Below are 22,817 nucleotides of genomic sequence, written 5' to 3' on the forward strand. Positions count from 1 at the left end.
GGGAAGATCGGGCAGCGTGTACTCAGCCATGCCCCCATCCTCGAACCTGCACCCGGGTGGAGATCAATGGGGCGTGACCAAGCAGACCGTCACGATCTTCGTGCGGCGATGCGCCGCCCGCCGGGGCAGGGCAGCCGGGTAAGGCAACTGTCACCGCCCGGTGATACCCACGACCCCGGCTCCGCGGCGACCCTCGGTGGCCTGGGCACCGTGGGGTGCCGGACGGGAGACGATCGTGCGGGGATCATCCATCGGCCGGATCGCCGTGGCGCTGGGCGCCGCCGCTGTGCTCGTGGGGGACGACCCTCGGGTGCGCGGCCGCGCCGACCGCCGCCGGTGACGGAACCGGCCCGGCGCCGCCGGCCCTCGAGCGCTTCTACGCCCAGCAGCTGGCGTGGGGTCCGTGCGACGGGTTCGCCAGCACCCCGGACGAGGCACAGCTCTACGCCGACCCCGCGCTCGAGTGCGCGCGCATGGAGGTGCCGCTGGACTACGCGCAGCCCGACGGCCGCACCGCCCAGATCGCCGTGCTGCGCCGTGCCACCGACCGGCCGCGCATCGGCTCGCTCGTGATCAACCCGGGTGGCCCGGGCGGCTCGGGCGTGCAGGCCGCAGCGGTCATGAGCGCCACGTTCGGCGGCGGCCCGTTCGACGTCGTCGGGTTCGATCCGCGCGGCATCGGGGCGAGCACGCCGCGGCTGGACTGCCTCACGCCGGCCGAGACCGCCGCCGAACGGGCCGCGCCGATGGACATCGACCCATCCCCCGCCGGGGTCGCCCAGGTGGAGGCGGAGGTGCGCGAGTTCGTGGCGAAGTGCGTCGAGCGCTCCGGCGGCGTCGACGTGCTGGCCAACGCCGGCACCCGCGACGTGGCCCGGGACATGGACGTGCTGCGCGCCGTCCTCGGCGACGCCGAGCTGACCTACCTCGGCTACTCCTACGGCACGTTCCTCGGCTCGACCTACGCCGAGATGTTCCCGCGCAACGTCCGCGCGATGGTGCTGGACGGGGCGATCGATCCCGCCGCGCCGAGCGCGGCCGAGGAGATCGCCCAGATGACGGCGTTCCAGCGCGCGTTCGAGGTCTACGCGGCCGATTGTGCGCAGCGCCCACCGTGCCCGCTCGGGGCGGACCCGGCCGCGGCGACCGCCGCGTTCCAGGAGCTCGCCCGCCCGCTCGTGGCCGACCCTGCGCCGGCCGGGCCGGGCCGGACCCTGTCGTTCGGCGACGCGGTGACCGCCGTGACCGCCTCGCTCTACCACCCGTCGGGGTGGACGGAGCTGACCGCGGGACTCGCCGAGCTGCGCACCGGGTCCGGAGCGAAGCTGCTGGCGATCGCGGACCGCTACCACGAACTGGACCAGGACGCGTTCACGATCGTGCACTGCGCCGACGACGAGCGGACCGGCGACCGCGACGCCAACGCCGCGCTGGCCGCACGGGTGCGCGCCGCGGCGCCGTTCCTCGACCCGGGTGTCCCGGTGGTCCCCGCGCTCGGCGTGTGCGACATGTGGCCCGCATCGCCGACGAGCACCCCGCACGTCCCGCACGCGCCAGGGCTGCCGCCCGTTCTGGTCGTGGCGACGACCGGGGCTCCGGCCACCCCGTTCGCCGCGGGGATCGCGCTCGCCGAGGCGCTCGGCGGGCGACTGCTGACCGTCGAGGGCACCCAGCACGGCGCCGTCGGCCAGGGCTGGTCGTGCATCGACGACATCGCCGCGGACTACCTCGTCGAGCTGACGCTGCCGCCCGAGGGCACCACCTGCTCGACGACCCCGGCGACGGGGGTGGCGCGGTGACGACGATCGAGCTGACCGGTCTCACGAAGCGGTTCGGCGAGAAGCTCGCCGTGGACGGCCTGACGGCCACCGTCCGGCCCGGCGCCGTCACGGGCTTCCTCGGCCCGAACGGGTCAGGCAAGACGACGACGATGCGGATGCTGCTCGGACTCGATGCGCCGACCGCCGGGACCGCCCGCATCGGCGGCCGGACCTACGCCGAGCTGACCGACCCGATGCGCACGGTCGGAGCGCTGCTCGACCCGAGCTGGATGCACCCGAACCGCTCCGCGCGGGCGCACCTGCGCTGGACGGCCGCTGCCGCGGGGATCCCCTGCGCCCGCGTCGACGCGGTGCTGGAGCTGGTCGGCCTGGCACCGGTCGCCGGGAAGCCGGTGCGGATGTTCTCGCTCGGCATGCGCCAGCGGCTCGCGCTGGCCGGGGCGCTGCTCGGCGAGCCCGAGGTGCTGGTGCTGGACGAGCCGGCCAACGGGCTCGACCCCGCCGGGATCGTCTGGCTGCGCGGGCACCTGCAGCGGCAGGCCGCCGAGGGCCGCACGGTGCTGGTGTCCAGCCACCTGCTCGCCGAGACGGCGCTGACCGCCACCGAGCTGCTGGTGATCGGCAACGGGCGGCTGCTGGCGCAGGGCCCGACCGCCGAGGTGCTCGGCGGCCGGGCCCGGACGGTGCGGGTGCAGGCCGCCGCCCCGGAGGCGTTCACGGCGGCGCTGCGGGCCGCGGGCCACACCGTCCGGGGGCTCCCGGGCGAGCGCGCGGTGCTGGTGCCGGAGGCGACGACCGCCCAGGTGGGGGAGATCGCGGCGCGGCACGGGCTCGCGCTGCTCGAGTTGACCGCACAGCCCGCGTCACTGGAGGAGACCTTCATGGAGCTCACGACCGACGCCGCCGCGGAGGTGGCGTCATGACCGCGGTGATCGGGGTGACGCCCGGCGACGCGCAGCGGATGGCGTCCGCCTCAGCGCCGCCCACTGGGCGGGTGCGCCGGTTCGTGCGGCTGCTCGCCGCCGAGCGGATCAAGCTGCTGTCCACCCGCTCGCCGTGGTGGTGCGGGGCGATCGTCGTGGCGCTGCTGGTCGGTCTGACCGCGCTGGCCGCGTGGTTCATCGAGCCGGGCGACGGCTCGCCGTGGTGGTCGATCTCCGGGATCGGGACGCTGCCGACGGCCGTGGTGGCCGTGCTGGGGGCGCTGGCCGCCACCGGCGAGTACCGCACCGGGACCGTGCGGACGACGTTCCTCGCGACACCTGGCAGGGTCTGCCCGCTGGTGGCGAAGGCGGTGGTGCTCGCGGTCGCGGCGGCGGTGCTGGGCTGGATCGCGTCGTTCGCGGCGTGGGGGCTCGCCCGCGTCGTCGCACCGCAGGCTGACCTGGCGCTGGCCGGGTCCGCGCAGTGGCGGGCCGTCGCCGGGGTCGGCGCGGTGTACGCGGTGGTGGCGGTCCTCGCCGTCGCCGTCGGGATCGCGCTGCGGCACACCGGCGGGGCGATCACGCTGCTGATGGCGTGGATCTTCGCCGGCGAGCCGGTACTGGCGACGCTGCCGCGGGTGGGCACGGACATCGCGATCTGGCTGCCGATGCGCAACCTGACGCGGTTCCTCGTCGTCGGCGTCGCCGAGCCGGACCCACGCGTTCGTTCTTCGGCGAGCGGGAGTACCTCGGTCCGTGGGCCGCGTTGGGGTGTTCGGCGGCGGTCGCGCTCGTCCTTCTGGCGATCGCGATCGGGGTGTCCCGGCGGCGCGACGCCTGACCACCGGTCAGGCCCGTTGCCCGATCGTGGAACGCCGATCACCCTGTGTGATCGAAGGTGTTCCCGGTCGGGCGGCGGCGTGACACCCCCTTTCGGGCGACCTACCGGCGCGGACGAAGATCCCTACCGGAACGCCCGAGTGGGGCGGATCACGTCGTCGCAGGTAGGAAAGATGACTGATGATCACGCTCCGCACTGGGCCGAACGGGAGGATTTTCTCACTCACTTGGAGTAGTCCCCCTCCACGATGACTCCACTCGGCGGTATGGCATCGTTCGGCGCGGCGAACCCAGGAGGAAACCACGGTGCAGGTCGTCGCAGTCATCAATCACAAGGGTGGCGTGGGCAAGACCACGCTCACCGCCAACCTCGGCGCCGGGCTCGCCGCCCGGGGGCAGAAGGTGCTGCTGATCGATCTCGATTCGCAGGGCAGCCTCTCCGTCTCGTTCTTCACGCAGACGGAGTGGATGAACGATCTGATGCCCAGTCGGACGATCAAGCACTGGTTCGACGGCATCGGGACCCCCGACGAGGTGGAGAGCCCGCGTGAGCTGATCAGCACCCCGCCGCGGGTGGCCGAGAAGCTCGCCCGCAGCAGCGGCCGACTCGACCTCATCGCCGCCCACCGCGACATCGCCGATGTCGAGACGCAGCTGGCGGCGGATCTGCTGGCCGACCCGGAACGGTTCGCGCAGCTGCACGGACGGCTGCGGGCCGGGCTCGCCCACAAGGACATGGCCGAGTACGACACGGTGCTCATCGACTGCGCGCCCAACTTCGGGCTCGTGGCGAAGAACGCCGTCGCCGCTGCGACCATGCTCCTCATCCCCACGAAGCCGGACTACCTGTCGACCAACGGGATCGACTCGCTGGGGCTGAAGATCCGCGAGTTCATCGAGGAGTTCAACGCCACCGGCGCCGAACCGATCCAGCGGCCGCCCGCCGCGGTGATCTTCACGATGGTGCAGAGCCACGACGGTGTGCCCATCGAGGCGCAGCGCAGCGTGATCAGCCGGATCGAGGCCCGCAAGGTGCCGACGTTCGAGACCACGATGCGCGACTCCAAGGCCGTGTACGGGCCCGCCCCCGAGCACGGGGTCCCGGTCATCCTCGCCGGCACCGGCCGTGCGGCGACGCGCGAACTGCGCGAGATGGTCTCGGAGCTCTCCGGCCGGCTCGAGGGCCTGCACGGCCTCGCTGCTTGATCGACGCTGCTTGATCGACGCTGCTTGATCGACGCTGCTTGATCAGCACCGCCTGACCGTCGCTGCCTGACCGAAGAAACTGCCCGAACCCGCTCACCCCCGAGAGCGGAGTGAAGGAGCCACCGCATGAGCGCTCCCACGGTTCCCGCGACAGTGCCCTCCCCCGGCACCGCCCCGCTCCCCGACACCGTGCTGCCCGACCAGGCGGAGCTCGCGCAGCTGCGCCGGCTGCTCCCCGTTCCGCCTGCGGTGCGCGAGCAGGCGCTGGCCCGTGCGGCCGAGCTGATCGACTCGCTCTCCCCGCAGGAGCTCGAAGACCTCGCCGCGGGCCGCGGCCGGCTGGTCTACCAGGCCGGCGAGACCGGCGCCCGCCCCGAGCGGCACACGCCGGACCCGCGGGCCCACCGGGCCGCTCGCCGGTCCGCCCGCCGCGCGCTGAACATCGACATCGGCGCCGTGGTGGAGCGGATCAACGCGTGCACCAGTGCGGCCGAGGTCGCCGCCTACCTGGACGGGCTCGACTCGCGGTTCACGGTGCCCGTGCTGCGGGAGATCGCCCGTGCGCTGGGCCCGACCGTCAACGCCACGGGCCGCACCAAGGCCCAACTGCACCGCGACATCGTGGAGGGCACGATCGGCTTCCGCGAGCGCACCGCGGCGATGTCGGGCGGCGCCTGGAGCTGAGAAGGCCGCGATCTGGCCCGGAGACCGGCGCCTGCTGAGCACACAACGGTGCAGGAGGGCCGCAGCGTCGATCACGCCCGGCTCCTTCGTCGCCGAGCGCGGGCTCGCACGCCTTCGGATCGACGACGGCTCCCCCGGTGCTCACACCCTCGTCCCTCGGGCGCTGCGCGCCTCCCCCGCCGCCGTCGACGCGCGCGAGCTCTGTGCGGGATTGCTCGCGCGCCCTCTGTGTCGACGACGGCTCCCCCGGTGCTCACACCCTCGTCCCTCGGGCGCTGCGCGCCTCCTCCGCCGCCGTCGACGCGCGCGAGCTGTGCGGGGTCTGCGCCGTGGTCACCCGTCCGGTGGTGCTCCGCCAGGCGCCAGCAGGCCGGAGCACGCGGCCCCGGGCACAGCGGACGCCAAGAGGACGGGACCGCCCGCCACGATCATCCAGTCGCCACCGCGGGCTCGGCGCCCGGGCGGCTCAGACCCGTTCCCCGGCCTCGACGGCCACGTCGAGCACGTTGCCCGGCGGAACCTCGGTGCGGGTCGCGAACGGGGTGAACGCCCACGGCGGGTTGATCACCCGGTTCAGGTCCACGGTGAGCACGGGGCCCACCGGCCGGGGCACGACGAGCTCGCGCCCACCGGCGAACGTGCTCACGCCCGAGGTGCGGTCGCGGAAGTGCAGCACCAGCGCGTCGTCCGTGCCTGCGAACGCGACGAGCGAGTGCTCGCGGCCGTCGATCTCCAGCCGCACCTCCCCCACCGCGGTGCGCACGCACGGGATGCCGTGGGCGTCACCGAGCGACGCATCGACGGTGCACCGCCGCGGCTGCGGATAGGGCACGAAGAGCGCGGGCACCAGCCAGCGCGCGTCCACGGGGAAAGCAGGCACCCCGGTGAACGCCGCGCGGGCGGGCGCCTCCGGGTCGCGCACCCGCAGCGCGTGCACCGCGCCGCGGCGGACCACCTCGATCGTGCGCCGGCCGGCGCCGACCATCGTGCCGGGGCGTCCGTCGACGGGGTGCAGGCGGACGGTGCCGTCGATCAGCCTGGCCTCGCGCACCGTGGGCACGACGAGCTCGTCCGCCGCGGACGCGGTCAGCACCACACCGTCCTCCGTGGCGCTCCAGCGGCCCGGCACGTCCGGGAACTCGCCGGGCTGCTCGGTGAGCCGATGCAGGGCGGTGATGCTGAGCCACCCGTGCAGGGCGGCGAGCTCCCGCTCGCGGCGCGCGTGCCACTCGCGCCACTCCCCGGCCAGGTCGGGGATCGTGCTCGTCATGTGACGTGCAACGCGATCCGCCGTCCGAACCATCCCGCGGGTTGACTGCGCGGCGTGAGTCCAGCACCGTGGCCGCGTGACTGCGCGCGATCTGACTCGTCGACGCCACGTCGACCTGCTGCGCGTGAACTCCTCCGCCTGTCGCTGACTCCGCATCACTGAGCAGCCGCACACCCATCCCTGGACCGTCGACCGTCGTGTCGCCGTGTCCTTCGACTCCTCTCCCGAGCAACGTCCGGAAGGCAGCTTCCATGGCCGACGACGCCCGTCCTGCTCCGCTCGAGTTCGCCTACTGGGTGCCGAACGTGAGCGGTGGACTGGTCACGAGCACCATCGAGCAGCGCACCGACTGGGGCTTCGACTACAACAAGAAGCTCGCGCAGACCGCCGAGAAGAACGGGTTCTCGTACGCGCTCTCGCAGGTCCGCTACATGGCCTCCTACGGTGCGGACCACCAGCACGAACCGACCAGCTTCTCGCTCGCCCTGCTGCTGGCCACCGAGCGGCTCAAGCTCATCGCCGCGGTCCACCCCGGCCTGTGGCAGCCCGCCGTCCTCGCCAAGTGGGTGGCGACCGCCGACCACCTGTCGAACGGCCGCATCGCGGTCAACGTCGTCTCCGGCTGGTTCAAGCAGGAGTTCATCGCGATGGGCGAGCCGTGGCTGGAGCACGACGAGCGCTACCGCCGCGCCGCCGAGTTCATGCAGGTCCTGCGCGAGATCTGGACGAAGGACGAGGCCAACTTCTCCGGCGACTTCTACCGGGTGCACGACTTCAGCCTGAAGCCGAAGCCGCTGCAGCTGCCCGGCCGGCCGCACCCGGAGATCTTCCAGGGCGGCAACTCCACCGCGGCCCGCTACAACGGCGGCTACTACGCCGACTGGTACTTCTCCAACGGCAAGGACTACGACGGCTTCTCCGAGCAGGTCACCGAGGTCCTCGCGCACGCGCGCGACGCCGGCCGCACGACCCCGCCGAAGTTCGCCCTCAACGGGTTCATGATCGCCCGGGACTCGGCGGAGGAGGCCCGCGAGACGCTGCGCGAGATCATCGCGAAGGCGGACAGGGCGGCCGTCGAGGGCTTCCGCGACGCCGTCCAGCAGGCGGGCGCGTCCACCCGCGACAAGCGGGGCATGTGGGCGGACTCCACCTTCGAAGACCTCGTCCAGTACAACGACGGCTTCCGCACGAAGCTGATCGGCACGCCGGAGCAGATCGCCGACCGCGCCATCGAGTACAAGCGCCGCGGCGCCAGCCTGCTCCTGCTCGGCTTCCTGCACTTCCAGGAGGAGGTCGAGTACTTCGGCAAGCACGTGCTGCCGATCATCCGCGAGAAGGAGGCGGAGCTCGACGAGAAGGAGCCCGTGGGCGCGGGCGTGCGCTGATCCGTGCAGATCGCGGCTCGCGCGCGTCCTCGGGGCGACGACGCGCGCGAACCGCTGCGGTCCCCCAGCGAGCGTCCTCGATCGAACCGAGCTCGGCGAGTCCGCACCTCCGGGTCTGCGTGTTCGGTGTACGGCGGCACACGCCGACCGGCCGGCGCGCTCCGCCCCAGCGGGCCACGTCCGGCCGGTCGTCGGCGTTCGGCCGGGCGCGGGCCCCGCCGTTTCGCTCAGCCCACGCGCTGGTGCGCCCGGCCCGGCAGGCCCGGCGGCGGCTCCACCGCGAACCGCGGCAGGAACCGCCCCGTGCGGGCGACCCACTCCGCGTACGCGGGCCCGTAGAGCCGCGCGAAGCCCGGTTCCCGCACCGCCCGCACCTGCACCTGCACCGCCACGATCACCAGCACCGCAGCGAGCACCCCGACGAGCGTCGGCACCATCACCAGCGTGCCCGCGGTGACGATGACGAGCCCCGTGAGGCCCGGGTGCCGCACCCGGGCGTACAGCCCGCGGGTGACCTGCGGCAGCGCCTCGCCGCGGGCGCGCACCGCTGCCCCCTCCAGCTGGGTCGCCAGCAGCAGCGCGACGCCGAGCAGCGCGAGCCCCGCCCCGACCACGGCGACGCCCGGCTGGGCGAACACCGCGATCGGCTGGAGCACGTCGAGCGCGACGAGCAGCGGCGCGGCGAACCCGAGCAGCAGCGCGAGCGTGAACAGCGCCCGCGACAGCAGCACGCTGGACCGCGGCACGACCGTGTGCAGCCTGCGCTTGCCCATCCGGCGCAGCATCATCCGGGCGAACCCGACGAGCACGGCGGCGCCGGCCCCGATGCCCAGCGCGATCCAGCCGGCGACGTGGTGGTCGATCGCGGACTCGACGGCCGCCGCGATCGTGGTGCCGGCGAACCCGGCCGCGGCCTCGGCGGCCAGCCACAGCCCGAACACGACGAACAGCGCGGCCGAGCCGATCCGCACCGCGTCCTCGGGCAGGAAGCGGGCCATGCGCCGACCGGCGACGATCGCGATCGCGTCGGCCCCGACCATGCCGAGCGTGGAGCCGAGCCACACGCCGAACCAGCCGTGCTGGGTGGCGAGGGTGATCGTGGCGAGCATCGTCTTGTCGCCCAGTTCGGCGAGGAAGAACGCCCCCGACGCGGCGACGACCGCCGAGCCGCGGGCCCGCTGCGCCTTGGCCTGCTCCTCCTCGGAGAGCGAGTCGCCGCGCAGGGTCCACGCTCCGAACCCGAGGAACGCCAGCGCCGCGACCAGCGTGATCCAGTCGGTGGGCAGGGCGGCACCCAGCCCGTACCCGACGGCGACGGAGATCAGGTGCACCACGGAGGTGGCGATCGTGATGCCGGCCAGCACCGGCAGCGCGCGGTAGCGGGCCGCGAACGTCAACGCCATGAGCTGCGACTTGTCGCCCAGCTCGGCGACGAACACGACCCAGAAGCTGATCGCGAACGCGATCCCGAACGACTCCATGCGCCATCCGTCCTCGATCTCGGGCCGGATCGAGGCGGAGACCACTCGACCCGGCACCTGCCGGATCGAAGGTCTCGCTCGCCTGGTGGCGCAGGCCACCGCGGCCGGGGCCATCCGTTCTGGCCCAGTATGTCGACCGCGATGTTGGGAGCTACTCCCCTTCGCTCCGACGGACTCTACCGGACGGATCCGATGTCGTCTGCGTCACTCCCGTCACAGCCGACCGGGTGGACGCTCGCGGTGCACCCCGGGTTCGGTCCGACCTGATATACCAATGGACCATGAGCGCACCGGCGGCCGAGACCGACAAGCAGCGCGAACTGCGCCGGCGGCTCGAGGAGATGATCGCGACGATGGCGCCCGGCGAGCCGCTGCCCGCCGAGCGCGACCTCGCCCGCGACCTCGGCGTCGCCCGCATGACGCTGCGCCGGGCCGTGGACGCCCTCGTCGACCGGCAGGTACTGGTGCGCAGGCAGGGCGCGGGCACGTTCGTCGCCGCGCCGAAGCCCGCCCACCGCCTCGCCGCGAACTCGTTCTCGGCCGACATGCGCGCCCGCGGCCTGCGCCCGGGCAGCCGCACGCTGTCCTCCGAGCGCAGGCCCGCCGGCGTCGTGCTCGCCGCACTGCTGGAGATCCCGCCCGGCGCTGCAGTGCTGCACGTGCGCCGGCTGCGGCTGGCCGACGACGAGCCGATGGCGCTGGAGGACCTGCACGTGCCGGCCGACCTCGTCCCCGGCCTGACCGGCGAGGACCTCCAGGACCGCTCGTACTACGAGCTGCTGGACCAGCGGTACGGACACCGCATCGTCTCCGGGACGCAGACCGCCGAGGCGGCCCTGACCAGCGCGGAGGAGGCCGAGCTGCTGGGGGTTGCGGCCGGCAGCCCGGCGTTCTGCTTCGAACGGACCTGCCGGGTCGAGAACGGCCGGATGGCCGAGTTCGTGCGATCGGTCTACCGCGGCGATCGCTACCGGATCATGGTGGACATCTTCCCTTCCTGAGCACGACCGGGCTACAGTTCCGCGAACTAAACCTCTGGTCTCACTTCATGGTCTGCCAGGGAAGGGAACCTCATGCGGTGGTGGACGGGATCGAGAGGACCGCGCCGGATCGGCGTGCCCGCACTGGCGGCCACGGCACTCCTCGTGACCGCTTGCGGCGGAGCGGCGGCGAGCAGGCAGCGGGTGGCGCGAGCCGCACTCTGTCCCTGTGGATCATGAAGGGCACCGACCCGAGCTCCGACAGCTACCTCGCGCAGCTCAAGGCGGCCTTCCAGGAGCGGACCGGAGCGACGCTGGACGTGCAGGAGGTCCAGTGGAAGGGACGCGCGCAGACCAAGGTCAACAACGCGATCGCCGGTGGCACCACCCCTGACGTGGCCGAGCTGGGCACGACGTTCGTCGCCCAGTACGGCGAGGCCGGCGCCCTGGCCGACGTGACCGACCAGGTGGCCGCCGCGGGGCTCGCCGACGGCCTGGTGGCCGGCCTGGAGGAGGCCCGGGAGCTGGACGGCGAGCTCTACGGCTTGCCCTGGTACGCCGGGGTCTGCGTGTTCGCATCCAACGTCGGCCCGGCGATCGGCGAGCTGGCCGACCGCGGGCCCGCGCCGCCGGCGTCGGGCTGGTGCTCGCCCCCGTCGCCGACGTCAACGCTGCCCCGGACAACCCGGTGATCGGCGTGCGCGCGTACGGCACCGAGCCCGCGCTGGTCTCCCGGCACACCGCGGCGTTCGTGCGCGGCGTGCAGTCGGCGGGGGCTGCGGCGTGCGCGAAGCACTGGCCGCAGCACGGCTGCACGACCGTCGATTCGCACGTCGACCTGCCGACCGTCGCCGTTGACCTGGCCACCCTGCGCGCCCGGGACCTGCCGCCGTTCGCCGCGGCCGTCGAGGCGGGGTGACAGCGGTGCTGACGGCGCACGTGTGCTTCCCCGCGCTCGACGAGCGGCCCGCCACGATGAGCGCGCCCGCGCTCGACCTGCTGCGCGTCGAGCTGGGGTTCACCGGCGTGATCGTGAGCGATGCGCTGGACATGCACGGGATCGGGCGCGGACCGGGCGCGGTGGCCGCCCGCGCCGCCGGCGTGGACCTGCTGTGCACCGGCAACCCGGCATTCCCCGACCCGTACGACGACGAGGCGGGCTACCTCGAGGTGCGGAACGCCGTCGTGGCGGCCAGGGTGGACGGGGTCCTCGACCGCCGCCGCGTCGAGGAGGCCGGGGACCGCGTCGCGCAGCTGCCGGTGGGCCGCGAGGGCGCCGATCCCGCCGAGGTGACCGTCGGCGCCGACGTGGCACGGCGGGTGCTGGACGTGGCCGGGGACGTGCAGATCGATGGGGGGGGCCGCACGTCCTCGACCTCACGGCCGGGGCCGGCCTGGCCGCCGGCCCCGGCCACGACCGGCTGGAGCTCGCGCTGGACGCCGCGCCCGACCAGGACGGACCGCTGGTCGTGGTGGCGGACCGGCCGTCGCCGGAGCTCCCCGCGCTGCGGGCACGGCGGCCAGATGCCGTGCTCGTCGTGCCGGGGCTGTTGGACCCGCGGTGGTCGCCCGAGCCGCCGGTGATCAGGATGTGGGGCGCGGGCCGCGTGCACGCCGACGCGGTCGCCGCCGCGATGAGGGGAGACGCGTGAGCGAGCTCGACCGGCTGAGCACCGAAGGCGTGCAGCCCGGGCTGGAGGACCTCAACGAGCGCCCACCTGCGGCGATCGTGGACGTGCTGCTGGCGGCGGAGGCGCGGGTGCCTGCGGTGCTCGCGGCGGCGGCCGCGCAGCTCGGAACCGCGGTCGAGGTGGTCGAGCGGGGGTTGCGCGCGGGCGGACGGTTGATCTACGTCGGCGCCGGCACCCCGGGCCGGCTGGCCGCGCTCGACGCCGCCGAGTGCGTCCCCACGTTCGGTGTGCCGCCGGGGCTGGTCGTGGCCGTGCTGGCCGGTGGCGCGGAGGCGGCCGCGCGCGCCGTCGAGGGTGCCGAGGACGACGCCGCCGCCGGGGCCGCCGACCTGCGCACACTCGCCCCCGGCCCGGCCGACACGGTCGTGGGGATCACCGCCTCGGGCCGCACCCCGTTCGTGCTCGGCGCGCTGGGCGCGGCCCGGGCCGCGGGAGCGGCGACGATCGCGATCGTGAACAACCCGGGCAGCGCCGCGGCCGCCGCGGCCGATGTCGCGGTGGAGCTGCTCACCGGCCCCGAGGTGATCGCCGGCTCGACCCGGCTCACCGCAGGGACCAGCCAGAAGATCGCCCTCAACGTGCTCTCCACAGCGGCGATGGTGCGCATCGGGCGCACCCACGGCCCGTGGATGATCGACGTCCGGGCCACCAACCAGAAGCTGCGCAGGCGGGCGCAGCGTACGCTGGTGCAGATCACCGGGGAGAGCGAGGAACGGGTCGCGGAGGCCCTTCGTTCCACCGGCGGGGACACGCGCGAGGCCCTCGCGCTGCTGCGTGCCCGGCAACCATGGAGTCAGTGCCCGTAGCGTCAGTGCCCGCAGAGTGAGCGCTGAATTCCCAGCACGCACTCAGCGTTTTCCCAGATAGCCGGTTCATCTTGGGGTCATGAGCGACGAGCCGAAGGAGGCCGGTCGGGACGCAGGCATCCTGGCCGCCGACTCCCGTAACGTTTTCGACGACCGCACCGAGGCCACCGGTGCAGCAGCACAGCATGGCCCGTCCTGGGGCCCGCACCAGATCCCCGGGCCGGCGGCTCCCCCCGCCGCCGGCTCGGCCTGGACGCACACCCCGCCGCCCCACGGGGGCTACCCGACCGCCCCGCTCGCCGTCGGCGGACAGCCGCCGCAGAGGCAGCGGCGCGGCATGGGCGCCGTGATCACCGCCGCGATCCTCGCCGGCGTGGTCGGTGGGGCCGCCGGCTTCGGCGGCGCGTACGCGCTGCTGGACTCGCCGTCCTCCGGCACCACTCTGGTCCAGCAGCCCGGCTCCGCGGCGTCGACCGACTACGTCCCGGGTTCGGTCACCGCTGCTGCCGCCAAGGCGATGCCGAGCACCGTCGACATCAAGGTCCGCACCGCGGGCGGCACCTCCGAGGGCAGCGGCGTGATCCTCACCGCCGACGGCGACGTGCTCACCAACAACCACGTCGTCGCCGGCGCGAACGGCCGGATCACCGTCACCCTCGCCGACGGCAGCGAGCACCCCGCCACCGTCGTGGGCACCTCGCCGAGCTACGACCTCGCCGTCATCAAGATCACCGACGCGCAGAACCTCACGCCCGCGGTGCTCGGTCAGTCGAGCACCCTGCAGGTCGGCCAGCCGGTGGTGGCGATCGGCTCACCGCGGGGCCTGACCGGCACGGTGACGTCGGGCATCATCAGCGCCTTCAACCGCACGGTCGTGACCCAGGGCGAGACCCGCGGCCAGGCCGTCGTCTACAACGGCCTGCAGACCGACACGCCGATCAACCCCGGCAACTCCGGCGGCCCGCTGATCAACCTGGACGGCCAGGTCATCGGCATCAACTCCGCGATCGTCGGCCAGGACTCGACCGGGCTGGGCTTCGCCATCCCGATCGACCAGGCCAAGCGCGTGGCCGAGGAGATCATGCGGACCGGCTCGGCCACCAAGCCGCTGCTCGGCGTGCAGGGCAACACCGCGTCGACCAACCCCGCCTCGGACACCTCGGGCGCTCGGATCGACGTCGTGCAGCCCGGCTCGCCCGCGGAGGCGGCGGGCATCACCGCCGGCGACACCGTCACGAAGGTCGGCGACGAGAAGGTCGAGGACTTCACCGACCTGATCGCCCGCATCGGCTCCTACGCCCCGGGCGCCCAGGTCCAGCTGACCGTCGTCACCAGCGGCGGCGAGACCAAGACCGTCACCGTCACCCTCGGCAGCCAGCCCGACCGGTCGGCCACGACCACCGGCGGCAGCCAGGTCCCGGGCAACGCCGGCCCCTTCGGCCGCGGCCCGTTCGGCGGGGGCAACTGACCGCCGGATCGGGACGGCCCGGGCAGGGCAGGGTCGCCAGCACGTCCGCTGCCCGGGCCGACCGGTGTTCAGGCGGTGCTCAGGGGCACGGAGACTCAGAGCAGCTCGAAGATGGTGGCGTTGGCCTGCCCGCCGCCCTCGCACATGGTCTGCAGCCCGTAGCGGATGCCGTTGTCCTTCATGTGGTGGATCAGCGTGGTGGCCAGCCGCGCCCCGGAGCAGCCGAGCGGGTGGCCCAGCGCGATGGCGCCGCCGTTGGGGTTGAGCGCCTTGGGGTCGGCACCGATGTCGGCCAGCCACGCCATCGGCACGGGCGCGAAGGCCTCGTTCACCTCGAACGCGCCGATCTCGTCGAGCCTGAGCCCGCTCTTGGCGAGCGCCTTCTGGGTAGCCGGGATGGGCGCGGTGAGCATGATGACCGGGTCGGACCCGGCGAGCACCGTCGTGTGCACGCGCGCGATCGGGGTGAGGCCGAGCTCCTCGGCCTTCTCCGAGGTGGTCATGAGCAGCGCGGCGGACCCGTCGGAGATCTGCGACGAGTTGCCCGCGGTGATCACGCCGTCCTCCTTGAAGACGGTGCGCAGGTTGCCCAGCGTCTCGAGGGTGGACGGACGGATGCCCTCGTCGTGCTCGACGACGGTGCCGTCGGGCAGGGTCACCGGGGCGATCTGGCCGGCGAACCGGCCCTCGTCGCGGGCCGCGGCGGCCTTCTCGTGGGAGGCGACGGAGAATTCGTCGACCTGGGTGCGGGAGAAGCCCCACCGCTCGGCGATCATCTCGGCGCCGATGCCCTGGTTCGGGACTCCGTACTTCTCCCGGAACGTCGCCGGGTAGGGGTGGGTCTCCTCGCTGACCGAGGAGCCCATCGGCATCCGCGACATCGACTCGACGCCGCCCGCGACCACCACGTCGTACTGCCCGGAGATGAGCCCGGCCGCGGCGAACGCGATCGCCTGCTGGCTGGACCCGCACTGCCGGTCGATGGTCACGCCGGTGACCGACTCGGGCCAGCCCGCGGTGAGGACCGCCGTGCGGGCGATGTCGAAGGTCTGCTCACCGACCTGGGTGACGCAGCCCCAGATGACGTCGTCGACGACCGCCGGGTCGATGCCCGAGCGCTGCGCGAGGCTGTTGAGCACGTGCGCGGACAGCTCGGCGGGGTGGATCCCCGACAGTGCCCCGTTGCGCTTGCCGACCGGCGTACGGACGGCCTCCACGATCACTGCGTCGCGCATGCGCGAACTCCCTCGTCCGGATTCTGCGGGATCAATAGCAGTCAGCTCTGCCTGTTTCAGGATAGGCTCCTGGCACCGTTCGCGGGGAGGCGAGCGGCGTCACATCGTGCGGAGGTGACCGCCTGATGGCAGAAGAGGTCCTGACCAGCCGCGAGGGCGGCGTGCTGATCATCACGATGAACCGCCCGGATGCGCGCAACGCGGTCGACTCCAGACTGGCCGAGGGGCTCGCGGCGGCCGCCGACGAGCTCGACGCCGACCGATCGCTCTCGGTCGGCGTGCTCACCGGCGCCGGCGGCACGTTCTGCTCGGGGATGGACCTGAAGGCGTTCCTCAAGGGCGAGGTGCCCACCGTGGGTGACCGCGGGTTCGGCGGCATCACCCGGCGCGGCCCGGCCAAGCCGCTGATCGCCGCCGTCGAGGGCTACGCGCTGGCCGGTGGCTGCGAGATCGCGCTGGCCTGCGACCTGATCGTCGCCTCCCGGGAGGCGAAGTTCGGGCTCCCCGAGGTCAAGCGCGCGCTCGTCGCCGGCGCGGGCGGGCTGTTCCGGCTGCCCGAGCGGATCCCCCGCAACATCGCGATGGAGTACGCGCTGACCGGCGAGTTCTTCACAGCCGAGCAGGCGCACGGGTGGGGGCTGGTCAACCGGGTCACCGAGCCCGGTGGTGCGCTGGCCGCGGCGCTGGAGCTGGCGGGCGCGATCGCGCAGAACGGGCCACTCGCGATCACCGCCACGAAGAAGATCGTCAACGAGGCCCCGGGCTGGCCCGCCGAACAGCGCTGGCAGCGGCAGGGCGAGATCATGGACCCGATCTTCGCGTCCGCCGACGCCCGCGAGGGTGCCGCCGCGTTCGCCGAGAAGCGCAAGCCGGTCTGGAAGGGCGAGTAGCCCCGGTCCCACCCCACCGAGTCCCCGCGGAGGCCACCGATGTCCATCGCGATCACCGACGACCACCGCGAGCTGGGCCGGGTCGCCCGCGCCTACCTCGACGGCCGGCTCGCCGCGGCGCGGGCCACCCTGCCGTCGGCCGGCGGCGAGCTGCCGCCGGAGGAGCTGCCCACCGACTGGGCGAAGCTCGCCGAGCTGGGCTGGCTCGGACTGCACGTGCCCGAGGAGCACGGCGGACAGGGCGCCGGGCTGCCCGAGCTGGCGGTCGTGCTGGAGGAGCTGGGGCGGGTCATCGCGCCCGGCCCGTTCCTGCCGACCGTGCTCGCCGCCGCGGTGATCGCCGAGGCCGGGACCGTCGAGCAGCGGGCTGAGCTGCTGCCCGGGCTGGCCGGCGGGACCCGCACCGCGGGCGTCGGCCTGCGCGCGCAGGAGGCGGACGGCACGGTCACCGACGAGATGGTGCTCGGCGGCGGGCTCGCCGACCTGGTGCTGCTGGTGAGCGGCGACGACGTGCTGGTTTTCGAGGCGTCGTCGGTCGAGCGCAGCGTGCCCGACGGTGGGTTGGACACCACTCGGCGCAGTGCCCGGGTGAGTGCGCAGGTCACCGCGGCCCGGTTCCGGCTGGCCGGGGCCGCGGCGGCGGCGCGCCGGCTGGTGCGGGTGCTCGCCGCGGCCGAAGCGTCCGGCATCGCGTCGGCGTGCCTGGACACCGCAGTGGCGTACGCGAAGGAGCGCCGCCAGTTCGGGCGCACGATCGGCACGTTCCAGGCGGTGAAGCACCACACCGCGAACATGCTGCTGGACGCGGAACTGGCCACCGCGGCGGCGTGGGACGCCGCGCGGGCCGCGCACGACGACGCCGGCGCCGAGCTGGCGGCGGCCGTCGCGGCGGTGCGGGCGCTGCCGGCAGCGGTGCGCACCGCCGAGCAGAACATCCAGATCCTCGGCGGAATCGGCTTCACCTGGGAGCACGACGCGCACCTGTGGCTGCGCCGCGCGCTCACCCTCCAGGGGTGGGTGCGGCGCACCGGCGACCCGGCGCTCGACGTCGCCCGGCTGGTCGCCGCCGGGGTGCGCCGGGGCCCGGACCTGGATCTGCCGGAGGAGGCGCAGACCCACCGCGAGCAGGTGCGGGCGTTCATCGCGTCCCTGGAGAGCAGGGACGAGCAGGAGCGGCGGAAGGCGTTCGTCGAGTCCGGGTACCTGGTGCCGCACTGGCCGCCGCCGTGGGGCCGCGGCGCGTCGGCCACCGAGCAGCTGGTGATCGAGCAGGAGTTCGCCGCCGCGGGGATCACGCCGCCGAGCCTGGGCATCACCGGCTGGAACATCCTCACGATCAACCAGTTCGGCACCGACGAGCAGCGCGAACGCTGGGTGGGGCCGACGCTCGCGGGTGAGCTGGAGTGGTGCCAGCTGTTCTCCGAGCCGGGCGCCGGGTCGGACGCGGCCGCGATCTCCACGCGCGGGGTGAAGGTCGACGGCGGCTGGCGCGTCACCGGGCAGAAGGTGTGGACCACCCGCGCGCACGAGTGCCAGTGGGGGTTCGCGACCGTGCGCACCGACTCGTCCGGCTCGAAGCACTCCGGCATCACGATGATGGCGATCGACATGTCGGCCGAGGGCGTCACCGTGCGGCCGCTGCGGCAGATCACCGGCGACGCCACGTTCAACGAGGTGTTCCTCGACGACGTGTTCGTGCCGGACTCCGACGTCGTCGGCGAGGTCGGGCAGGGCTGGCGGGTCGCGCGGGCGACGCTGGGCAACGAACGGATCTCCATCGGCGGCGGTGCCGGGACGGCGGGCCGGCTGCCGTTCCGGGCGAAGGACCTGCTGCCGCTGGCCGACGCCGTGGCCGAGGACGACCCGGGGGCGCGGCAGGAGGCCGGGGCGTTGATCGCCGATGAGCTGATCCTGCGGCTGCTGGTGCTGCGGCAGGCCGCGCGGGCGGTCGGCGGGAGCGAGCCGGGGCCGGAGGGCAACGTGTCGAAGCTGTTCTCCTCCGAGCACGCCCAGCAGACCCTGCGGCTGGCGATGCGCCTGGCCGGAGCGGCGGCGGTGACCGGGCAGAACCCCCTCGTCACCCAGTCGTACCTGTGGTCGCGGTGCATCACGATCGCGGGCGGCACCTCGGAGATCGCGCGGAACCAGATCGCCGAGCGCATCCTCGGCCTCCCCCGGGACCCGCTGCTGAACTGACCATCACCCTGAGTGACCAGCCGAGGGGCAGCCTCCGCGTCGAGAACGAACTCGTGGTGATCAACATGGCCTTTTGATCACCACAACCTCGTTCTCGACGCGGGCCACCTCCAGGAACGGTCACCGCAGGTGGTGGGGTCAGGCGCGCAGCGCACGGGCCATCCGCACCACGGCCTCGGTGAGGATCTCCGGCGAGGTGGCGAGGTTGAGCCGGGCGTGCCCGGCCCCGCTCGTGCCGAACGCCGGACCGGGCACCAGCGCCACCCGGCCCCGCTCCAGGAACACCGCGGCCGGGTCGTCGCCCAGCCCGGTGCCGCGGCAGTCCAGCCACGCCAGGTACGTGGCGGGCGCCGGCCGGTGGACGACACCGGGCAGGTGCTCGGCGATCAGCTCGGCGAGCAGCGCGCGGTTGCGCTCCACCGCAGCCACCAGGTCGTCGAGCCAGCCCGTGGCCTCGGCGAACGCTGCGGTGTGCGCGAGCACCGCGATGTGGCTCGCGCCGTCGGGGACCGTGCTCGGCAGCGCGGCGAGCTCGTCGACGGCGGCGGGCCCGGCGACGGCGAGCGCCGCCTTCAGCCCGGCCAGGTTCCAGCCCTTCGACGCCGAGTGCAGCGCGACCGCGTCGGCGGTGCCGGGCACCGTGAGGTACGGGACGTACTCCCCCGTCACCAGGGGTGCGTGGATCTCGTCGGCGACCACCCGCACCTCGTGCGCGGCGGCGAGCTCGGCCAGCGCCGTCAGCTCGGCGCGGGTGTGCACGGTGCCGGTCGGGTTCTGCGGGTTGCACAGCAGGTGCGCCACCCGGCCGCCGCTGGCCCGCAGCCGCGCGTACGCCGCCTCGAGCGCGGCGAGATCGAGCCGGTGCTCCGGCGTGAGCGGCACCTCGACGACCGTGCGGCCCAGGTGCCGGATCATCTCGAAGAACGGCGGGTAGACCGGGTCGTTCACGACGATCGGATCGCCCGGTCCGGTCGCCGCGCGCAGCACCTCGGCGAGCCCGGCCATCACGTCGGGCACGAGGAGGGTGGCCTCGACGGGCGGCTTCCAGGCCCAGCGCCGCCCGGCGAACACGGCGAACGCCTCGGCGTAGCCGGTGCCGATCGGGTAGCCGCAGTCGCCGCGGGCCACGGCCTCGGTCACCGCGCGCACCACCGGCTCGGCGAGGCCGGTGTCCATCTCCGCGACGAACAGCGGCAGCACGTCCGGCGGGTACGTGCGCCACTTCTGCGTCGTCCGGGTGCGCAGCTCGGCCAGGGGCAGCCACGGGTCGGTCACGGCGCGGTGCGCTCCTCCCGCTCGGTCAGCTCCTCGATCGACCGCACGCGGTCGCACTGCTCGGGCGACAACCGGTTGATCCTCGCCTTCACCGCCTGCGCCTCGGCCGTCGTGGGCAGCGCGCCCTCGATCAGGTCGGGCAGCAGCAGCTCGTAGCCGGCCCGGGCCCGCGGCGAGTAGCGGTCCCGCGTGCGGGCGACGGCGGAGGCGACCCGGATCGCGTGCTCGTTGCCCGCAGGCACCCCGGGCCGGTCGATCTCGCGAGCGGCGAAGCGGAACCCGTCGGCGCGGTCGCAGGGCGGGCAGCCGCGCGGGCCGGCGCCCGGCTGCGCCCCGCACTCCGGGCAGACCGAGCGGGCCAGCGCGGCGTCGACGATCCGCCACTCGTGCCGGTTCGGCTCGGCGAGGACGAGCTCGGCCAGTTCGGCGTCGGTGAACCCCTCGCCCGCCTCGGCGCTCAGCGCGGCCCACGCGGCGTCCAGCTCCACCTCGATGCGGGCCGCCGCCGCGGCCAGCCGCTCGGACCGCCACACGCGGCCAACCTACGCGGCGGCGCCGGTCCGATCGAGCGCTCAGCCGAACCGGACCGGCTGCCCGGTGGACTCCAGCACCGCCATCCACAGGTCGCCGTGCGGATCGACGGTGTTGCGCTTGCTGACCGCCGCAGCCATCGGTACGTGCACGAACCGGCGCCGGTAGCGGCCCACGACCATCCCGGTGCGCCCGGACATCGCCGCGTGCACGGCGGCCTGCGACAGCCGCACGCAGTACACGCTGTCGTACGGGTTGGCGGGCACCGAGCGGATCGCGTAGCTGGGGTCGATGTAGCGGATCGAGGTCTCGATGCCGGCGTCGGCGAAGTGGTCGGCGATGCGGCGGCGCAGGTAGAGGCCGATGTCGCCGAGGCGGGCGTTGCCGGACGCGTCGCGCGCCTCACCGGAGTTGCCGAGCAGGTCCTGGCCCGCGCCCTCGGCCACGACGACCACGGCGTGCCCGCGATCGGACACCAGCCTGCGCAGGTGCGCGAGCAGCCCGTTGTCCCCGTCGAGCGCGAACGGGACCTCCGGGATCAGCACGACGTCGGCCCCGCTGCGGGCCAGCGCCGCGTAGCAGGCGATGAAGCCGGAGTGCCGGCCCATCAGCTTGACCAGGCCGATCCCGTTCGCGGTGGCGGTCGCCTCCACGCGGGCGGCCCGGATGGCGTCGCTGGCGTGCGAGAACGCGGTCTGGAAGCCGAAGCTCTGGTCGATGTACGGGATGTCGTTGTCGATCGTCTTGGGGACGCCGACGACGGCGATGTAGAGCCCCCGCTCGGCGATCGTCTCCACGATCCGCATGGCGCCGCGCATCGTCCCGTCGCCCCCGATGACGAACAGGATGTTGATGTTCAGGCGTTCGAGGCAGTCGACGATCTCGTCGGGGTCCTGCGGCCCGCGCGAGGTGCCGAGCACGGTGCCGCCGTCGGTGGCGATGTCGCGCACCGCCTCCGGGGTCAGCTCGACGACGTCGTGCCCGTAGCGCGGGATGAAGCCCTGGTAGCCGTTGCGGATGCCGACCACGCGACGCACCCGGTAGTGGTAGGTGAGGGTGCGCACCAGCCCGGCGATCACGTCGTTGAGCCCGGGGCACAGGCCGCCGCAGGTCACGATGGCGGCGCGGGTCTTCGCCGGGTCGAAGAAGATCTTGCGCCGGGGCCCGCACGGTTCCATCGCGGGCAGCTGGTCACGCGGCACGCCGCGCGCGGTGATCCCGGCCAGCGTGTCGTCCAGCAGCACCCGGTCGTCCTCGTCGACGTAGTGCTCGCTGGTGCGACGGGCGTCGAGCAGCCCGGCCATCGGCGAGTCGATGCGCGCCGGCCCGAGCGTGGTGATGCGCATGTCCGGTGCAGGCGGCACCGGCCGGGGGAACTCGACGACGGTGTGCTCGGTCGAGGCGTCGGCAGCACTGCTCATGGGCGCGTTCTCCTGTGGAGATCGGGCGGAGCGGCCGGCCGCGACGATGGGACCCTGGCCTCTGAACCGTTCCAGTCTGCACCGTGGCCCGCGTGGGATCCAGTGGTTTCTCGCCGGGCGACGCCGCCGCGACGAGATGCTCGACGGAATCTGCTTGCATGACGCAAGTCGACTTCGTACCGTCTGATGCACTTTCATCACGCAAGCAACAGAGGGGCCCACCGATGCCGGACGAGAAGCACCTGACCGTGACGATCACCGTCGACGCACCGCCCCGGACGGTCTACGAAGCCGTTCTCGACGTGCGTGGATGGTGGTCGGCCGCGCTCGTGGGCGAGTCCCGGGCCGTCGGCGACGTGTTCGAGTTCGAGGTCCCGGGCGTCCACTGGTCGAGGCACCGCGTCACGGAGATCGTCCCCGGCGAGCGCGTCGCCTGGCGCACTCTCGACGCCCGGATGACCTTCCTCGACGACGAAGCGGAGTGGGCCGGCACGGACATCGAGTTCGCGATCTCCGAGCGCGCGGGGCGCACCGAGCTGCGCTTCACCCACCACGGGGTCACCCCGGGGAGCGAATGCTTCGACGCCTGCTCGGACGGTTGGGGCTTCTACATCGGCACGAGCCTGCGCGAGCTCGTCACCTCAGGTACCGGGCGGCCGAACGGGCTTCCGGCGGAGGCCGCCCTCGCCGAGGAAGCAGGCCGGTGAGGGCTCCGGCGGGCCATCCCCGCCGGATCGAGCCCCGGCGTGCCGAT

Annotated in this window: 20 protein-coding genes and 1 pseudogene; 15 read left to right on the top strand and 6 right to left on the bottom strand. The window is 73.7% G+C overall.

The genetic code is table 11. The features are described from left to right. The first annotated feature begins 473 nt into the window (after positions 1-473). The 5 genes from BUE41_RS28525 to BUE41_RS28545 all read left to right on the top strand — a co-directional run bounded on the left by BUE41_RS28525 (position 474) and on the right by BUE41_RS28545 (position 5,434). Positions 474-1,799 (top strand): alpha/beta hydrolase, encoded by a 1,326-nt coding sequence (locus BUE41_RS28525; RefSeq protein WP_234997643.1) that lies wholly within the window; start codon positions 474-476, stop codon positions 1,797-1,799. After that, positions 1,796-2,704, top strand: a complete 909-nt coding sequence (locus BUE41_RS28530; RefSeq protein WP_234997644.1) for an ABC transporter ATP-binding protein — start codon at positions 1,796-1,798, stop codon at positions 2,702-2,704. Before BUE41_RS28525 ends, BUE41_RS28530 begins: the two co-directional genes overlap by 4 nt. Continuing rightward, on the top strand, positions 2,701-3,780 hold the full coding sequence (locus BUE41_RS28535) for a hypothetical protein (protein WP_084756051.1): 1,080 nt from the start codon (positions 2,701-2,703) through the stop codon (positions 3,778-3,780). The genes BUE41_RS28530 and BUE41_RS28535 overlap by 4 nt, the downstream gene beginning before the upstream one ends. A gap of 70 nt (positions 3,781-3,850) precedes the next feature. Continuing rightward, positions 3,851-4,750, top strand: coding sequence for a ParA family protein (locus BUE41_RS28540; protein WP_073460460.1), 900 nt, complete (start codon positions 3,851-3,853; stop codon positions 4,748-4,750). A 126-nt stretch (positions 4,751-4,876) separates the two neighbouring features. Further along, positions 4,877-5,434 (top strand): hypothetical protein, encoded by a 558-nt coding sequence (locus tag BUE41_RS28545; RefSeq protein WP_143172432.1) that lies wholly within the window; start codon positions 4,877-4,879, stop codon positions 5,432-5,434. A 466-nt stretch (positions 5,435-5,900) separates the two neighbouring features. Here the strand turns inward: BUE41_RS28545 and BUE41_RS28550 are convergent, their stop codons facing one another. Further along, the gene (locus BUE41_RS28550) at positions 5,901-6,704 is read right to left on the bottom strand and encodes a DUF1684 domain-containing protein (RefSeq protein WP_073460462.1); all 804 of its coding nucleotides are present in this window, start codon (positions 6,702-6,704) and stop codon (positions 5,901-5,903) included. Between the two features lie 76 nt (positions 6,705-6,780). On the opposite strand from BUE41_RS28550, the gene BUE41_RS33050 reads away from it, so the two are divergent. Next, positions 6,781-6,852, top strand: coding sequence for a putative leader peptide (locus tag BUE41_RS33050; RefSeq protein WP_407691688.1), 72 nt, complete (start codon positions 6,781-6,783; stop codon positions 6,850-6,852). 103 nt (positions 6,853-6,955) lie between these two features. Beyond that, the gene (gene sfnG, locus BUE41_RS28555) at positions 6,956-8,089 is read left to right on the top strand and encodes a dimethylsulfone monooxygenase SfnG (protein ID WP_073460463.1); all 1,134 of its coding nucleotides are present in this window, start codon (positions 6,956-6,958) and stop codon (positions 8,087-8,089) included. Positions 8,090-8,316: 227 nt separating this feature from the next. Here the strand turns inward: sfnG and BUE41_RS28560 are convergent, their stop codons facing one another. Beyond that, entirely contained in the window at positions 8,317-9,627 is a 1,311-nt protein-coding gene (locus tag BUE41_RS28560; protein ID WP_234997645.1) for a TMEM165/GDT1 family protein, read from the bottom strand. A gap of 224 nt (positions 9,628-9,851) precedes the next feature. Here BUE41_RS28560 and BUE41_RS28565 point away from each other — a divergent pair, with 224 nt between their 5' ends. The 5 genes and pseudogenes from BUE41_RS28565 to BUE41_RS28590 all read left to right on the top strand — a co-directional run bounded on the left by BUE41_RS28565 (position 9,852) and on the right by BUE41_RS28590 (position 14,515). Further along, entirely contained in the window at positions 9,852-10,571 is a 720-nt protein-coding gene (locus tag BUE41_RS28565) for a GntR family transcriptional regulator (RefSeq protein WP_073460464.1), read from the top strand. Between the two features lie 215 nt (positions 10,572-10,786). Continuing rightward, the gene (locus tag BUE41_RS28570; protein ID WP_073460465.1) at positions 10,787-11,242 is read left to right on the top strand and encodes an extracellular solute-binding protein; all 456 of its coding nucleotides are present in this window, start codon (positions 10,787-10,789) and stop codon (positions 11,240-11,242) included. After that, positions 11,194-12,134: pseudogene (locus BUE41_RS28580) on the top strand (glycoside hydrolase family 3 N-terminal domain-containing protein). Before BUE41_RS28570 ends, BUE41_RS28580 begins: the two are co-directional and overlap by 49 nt. Positions 12,135-12,198: 64 nt before the next feature. Beyond that, positions 12,199-13,047, top strand: a complete 849-nt coding sequence (locus tag BUE41_RS28585) for an N-acetylmuramic acid 6-phosphate etherase (protein WP_159444986.1) — start codon at positions 12,199-12,201, stop codon at positions 13,045-13,047. A gap of 79 nt (positions 13,048-13,126) precedes the next feature. Then, entirely contained in the window at positions 13,127-14,515 is a 1,389-nt protein-coding gene (locus BUE41_RS28590) for a S1C family serine protease (RefSeq protein ID WP_073460468.1), read from the top strand. A gap of 95 nt (positions 14,516-14,610) precedes the next feature. Here the strand turns inward: BUE41_RS28590 and BUE41_RS28595 are convergent, their stop codons facing one another. Continuing rightward, positions 14,611-15,750, bottom strand: coding sequence for a thiolase family protein (locus BUE41_RS28595; RefSeq protein ID WP_073460469.1), 1,140 nt, complete (start codon positions 15,748-15,750; stop codon positions 14,611-14,613). Between the two features lie 125 nt (positions 15,751-15,875). On the opposite strand from BUE41_RS28595, the gene BUE41_RS28600 reads away from it, so the two are divergent. Then, entirely contained in the window at positions 15,876-16,640 is a 765-nt protein-coding gene (locus BUE41_RS28600) for a crotonase/enoyl-CoA hydratase family protein (protein WP_073460470.1), read from the top strand. A 39-nt stretch (positions 16,641-16,679) separates the two neighbouring features. After that, on the top strand, positions 16,680-18,836 hold the full coding sequence (locus tag BUE41_RS28605; RefSeq protein ID WP_073460471.1) for an acyl-CoA dehydrogenase family protein: 2,157 nt from the start codon (positions 16,680-16,682) through the stop codon (positions 18,834-18,836). 138 nt (positions 18,837-18,974) lie between these two features. On the opposite strand, the gene BUE41_RS28610 is transcribed toward BUE41_RS28605, so the two are convergent. The 3 genes from BUE41_RS28610 to BUE41_RS28620 are packed head-to-tail and all read right to left on the bottom strand — an operon-like array spanning position 18,975 to position 21,988. Further along, on the bottom strand, positions 18,975-20,111 hold the full coding sequence (locus BUE41_RS28610) for a MalY/PatB family protein (protein WP_073460472.1): 1,137 nt from the start codon (positions 20,109-20,111) through the stop codon (positions 18,975-18,977). After that, positions 20,108-20,644 carry a hypothetical protein gene (locus BUE41_RS28615; protein ID WP_073460473.1) on the bottom strand — a complete coding sequence of 179 codons (537 nt, stop codon included), beginning with the start codon at positions 20,642-20,644 and terminating at the stop codon, positions 20,108-20,110. The genes BUE41_RS28610 and BUE41_RS28615 overlap by 4 nt, the downstream gene beginning before the upstream one ends. Positions 20,645-20,683: 39 nt before the next feature. Then, the gene (locus BUE41_RS28620) at positions 20,684-21,988 is read right to left on the bottom strand and encodes an ATP-dependent 6-phosphofructokinase (RefSeq protein ID WP_234997649.1); all 1,305 of its coding nucleotides are present in this window, start codon (positions 21,986-21,988) and stop codon (positions 20,684-20,686) included. Between the two features lie 299 nt (positions 21,989-22,287). Between BUE41_RS28620 and BUE41_RS28625 the strand changes: the two genes are divergently transcribed. Beyond that, positions 22,288-22,770: an SRPBCC family protein gene (locus BUE41_RS28625; protein ID WP_073460475.1), complete on the top strand. Its 483-nt coding sequence runs from the start codon at positions 22,288-22,290 to the stop codon at positions 22,768-22,770. Positions 22,771-22,817 lie beyond the last annotated feature (47 nt).

The organism is Pseudonocardia thermophila (assembly GCF_900142365.1).
Lineage (GTDB): Bacteria > Actinomycetota > Actinomycetes > Mycobacteriales > Pseudonocardiaceae > Pseudonocardia > Pseudonocardia thermophila.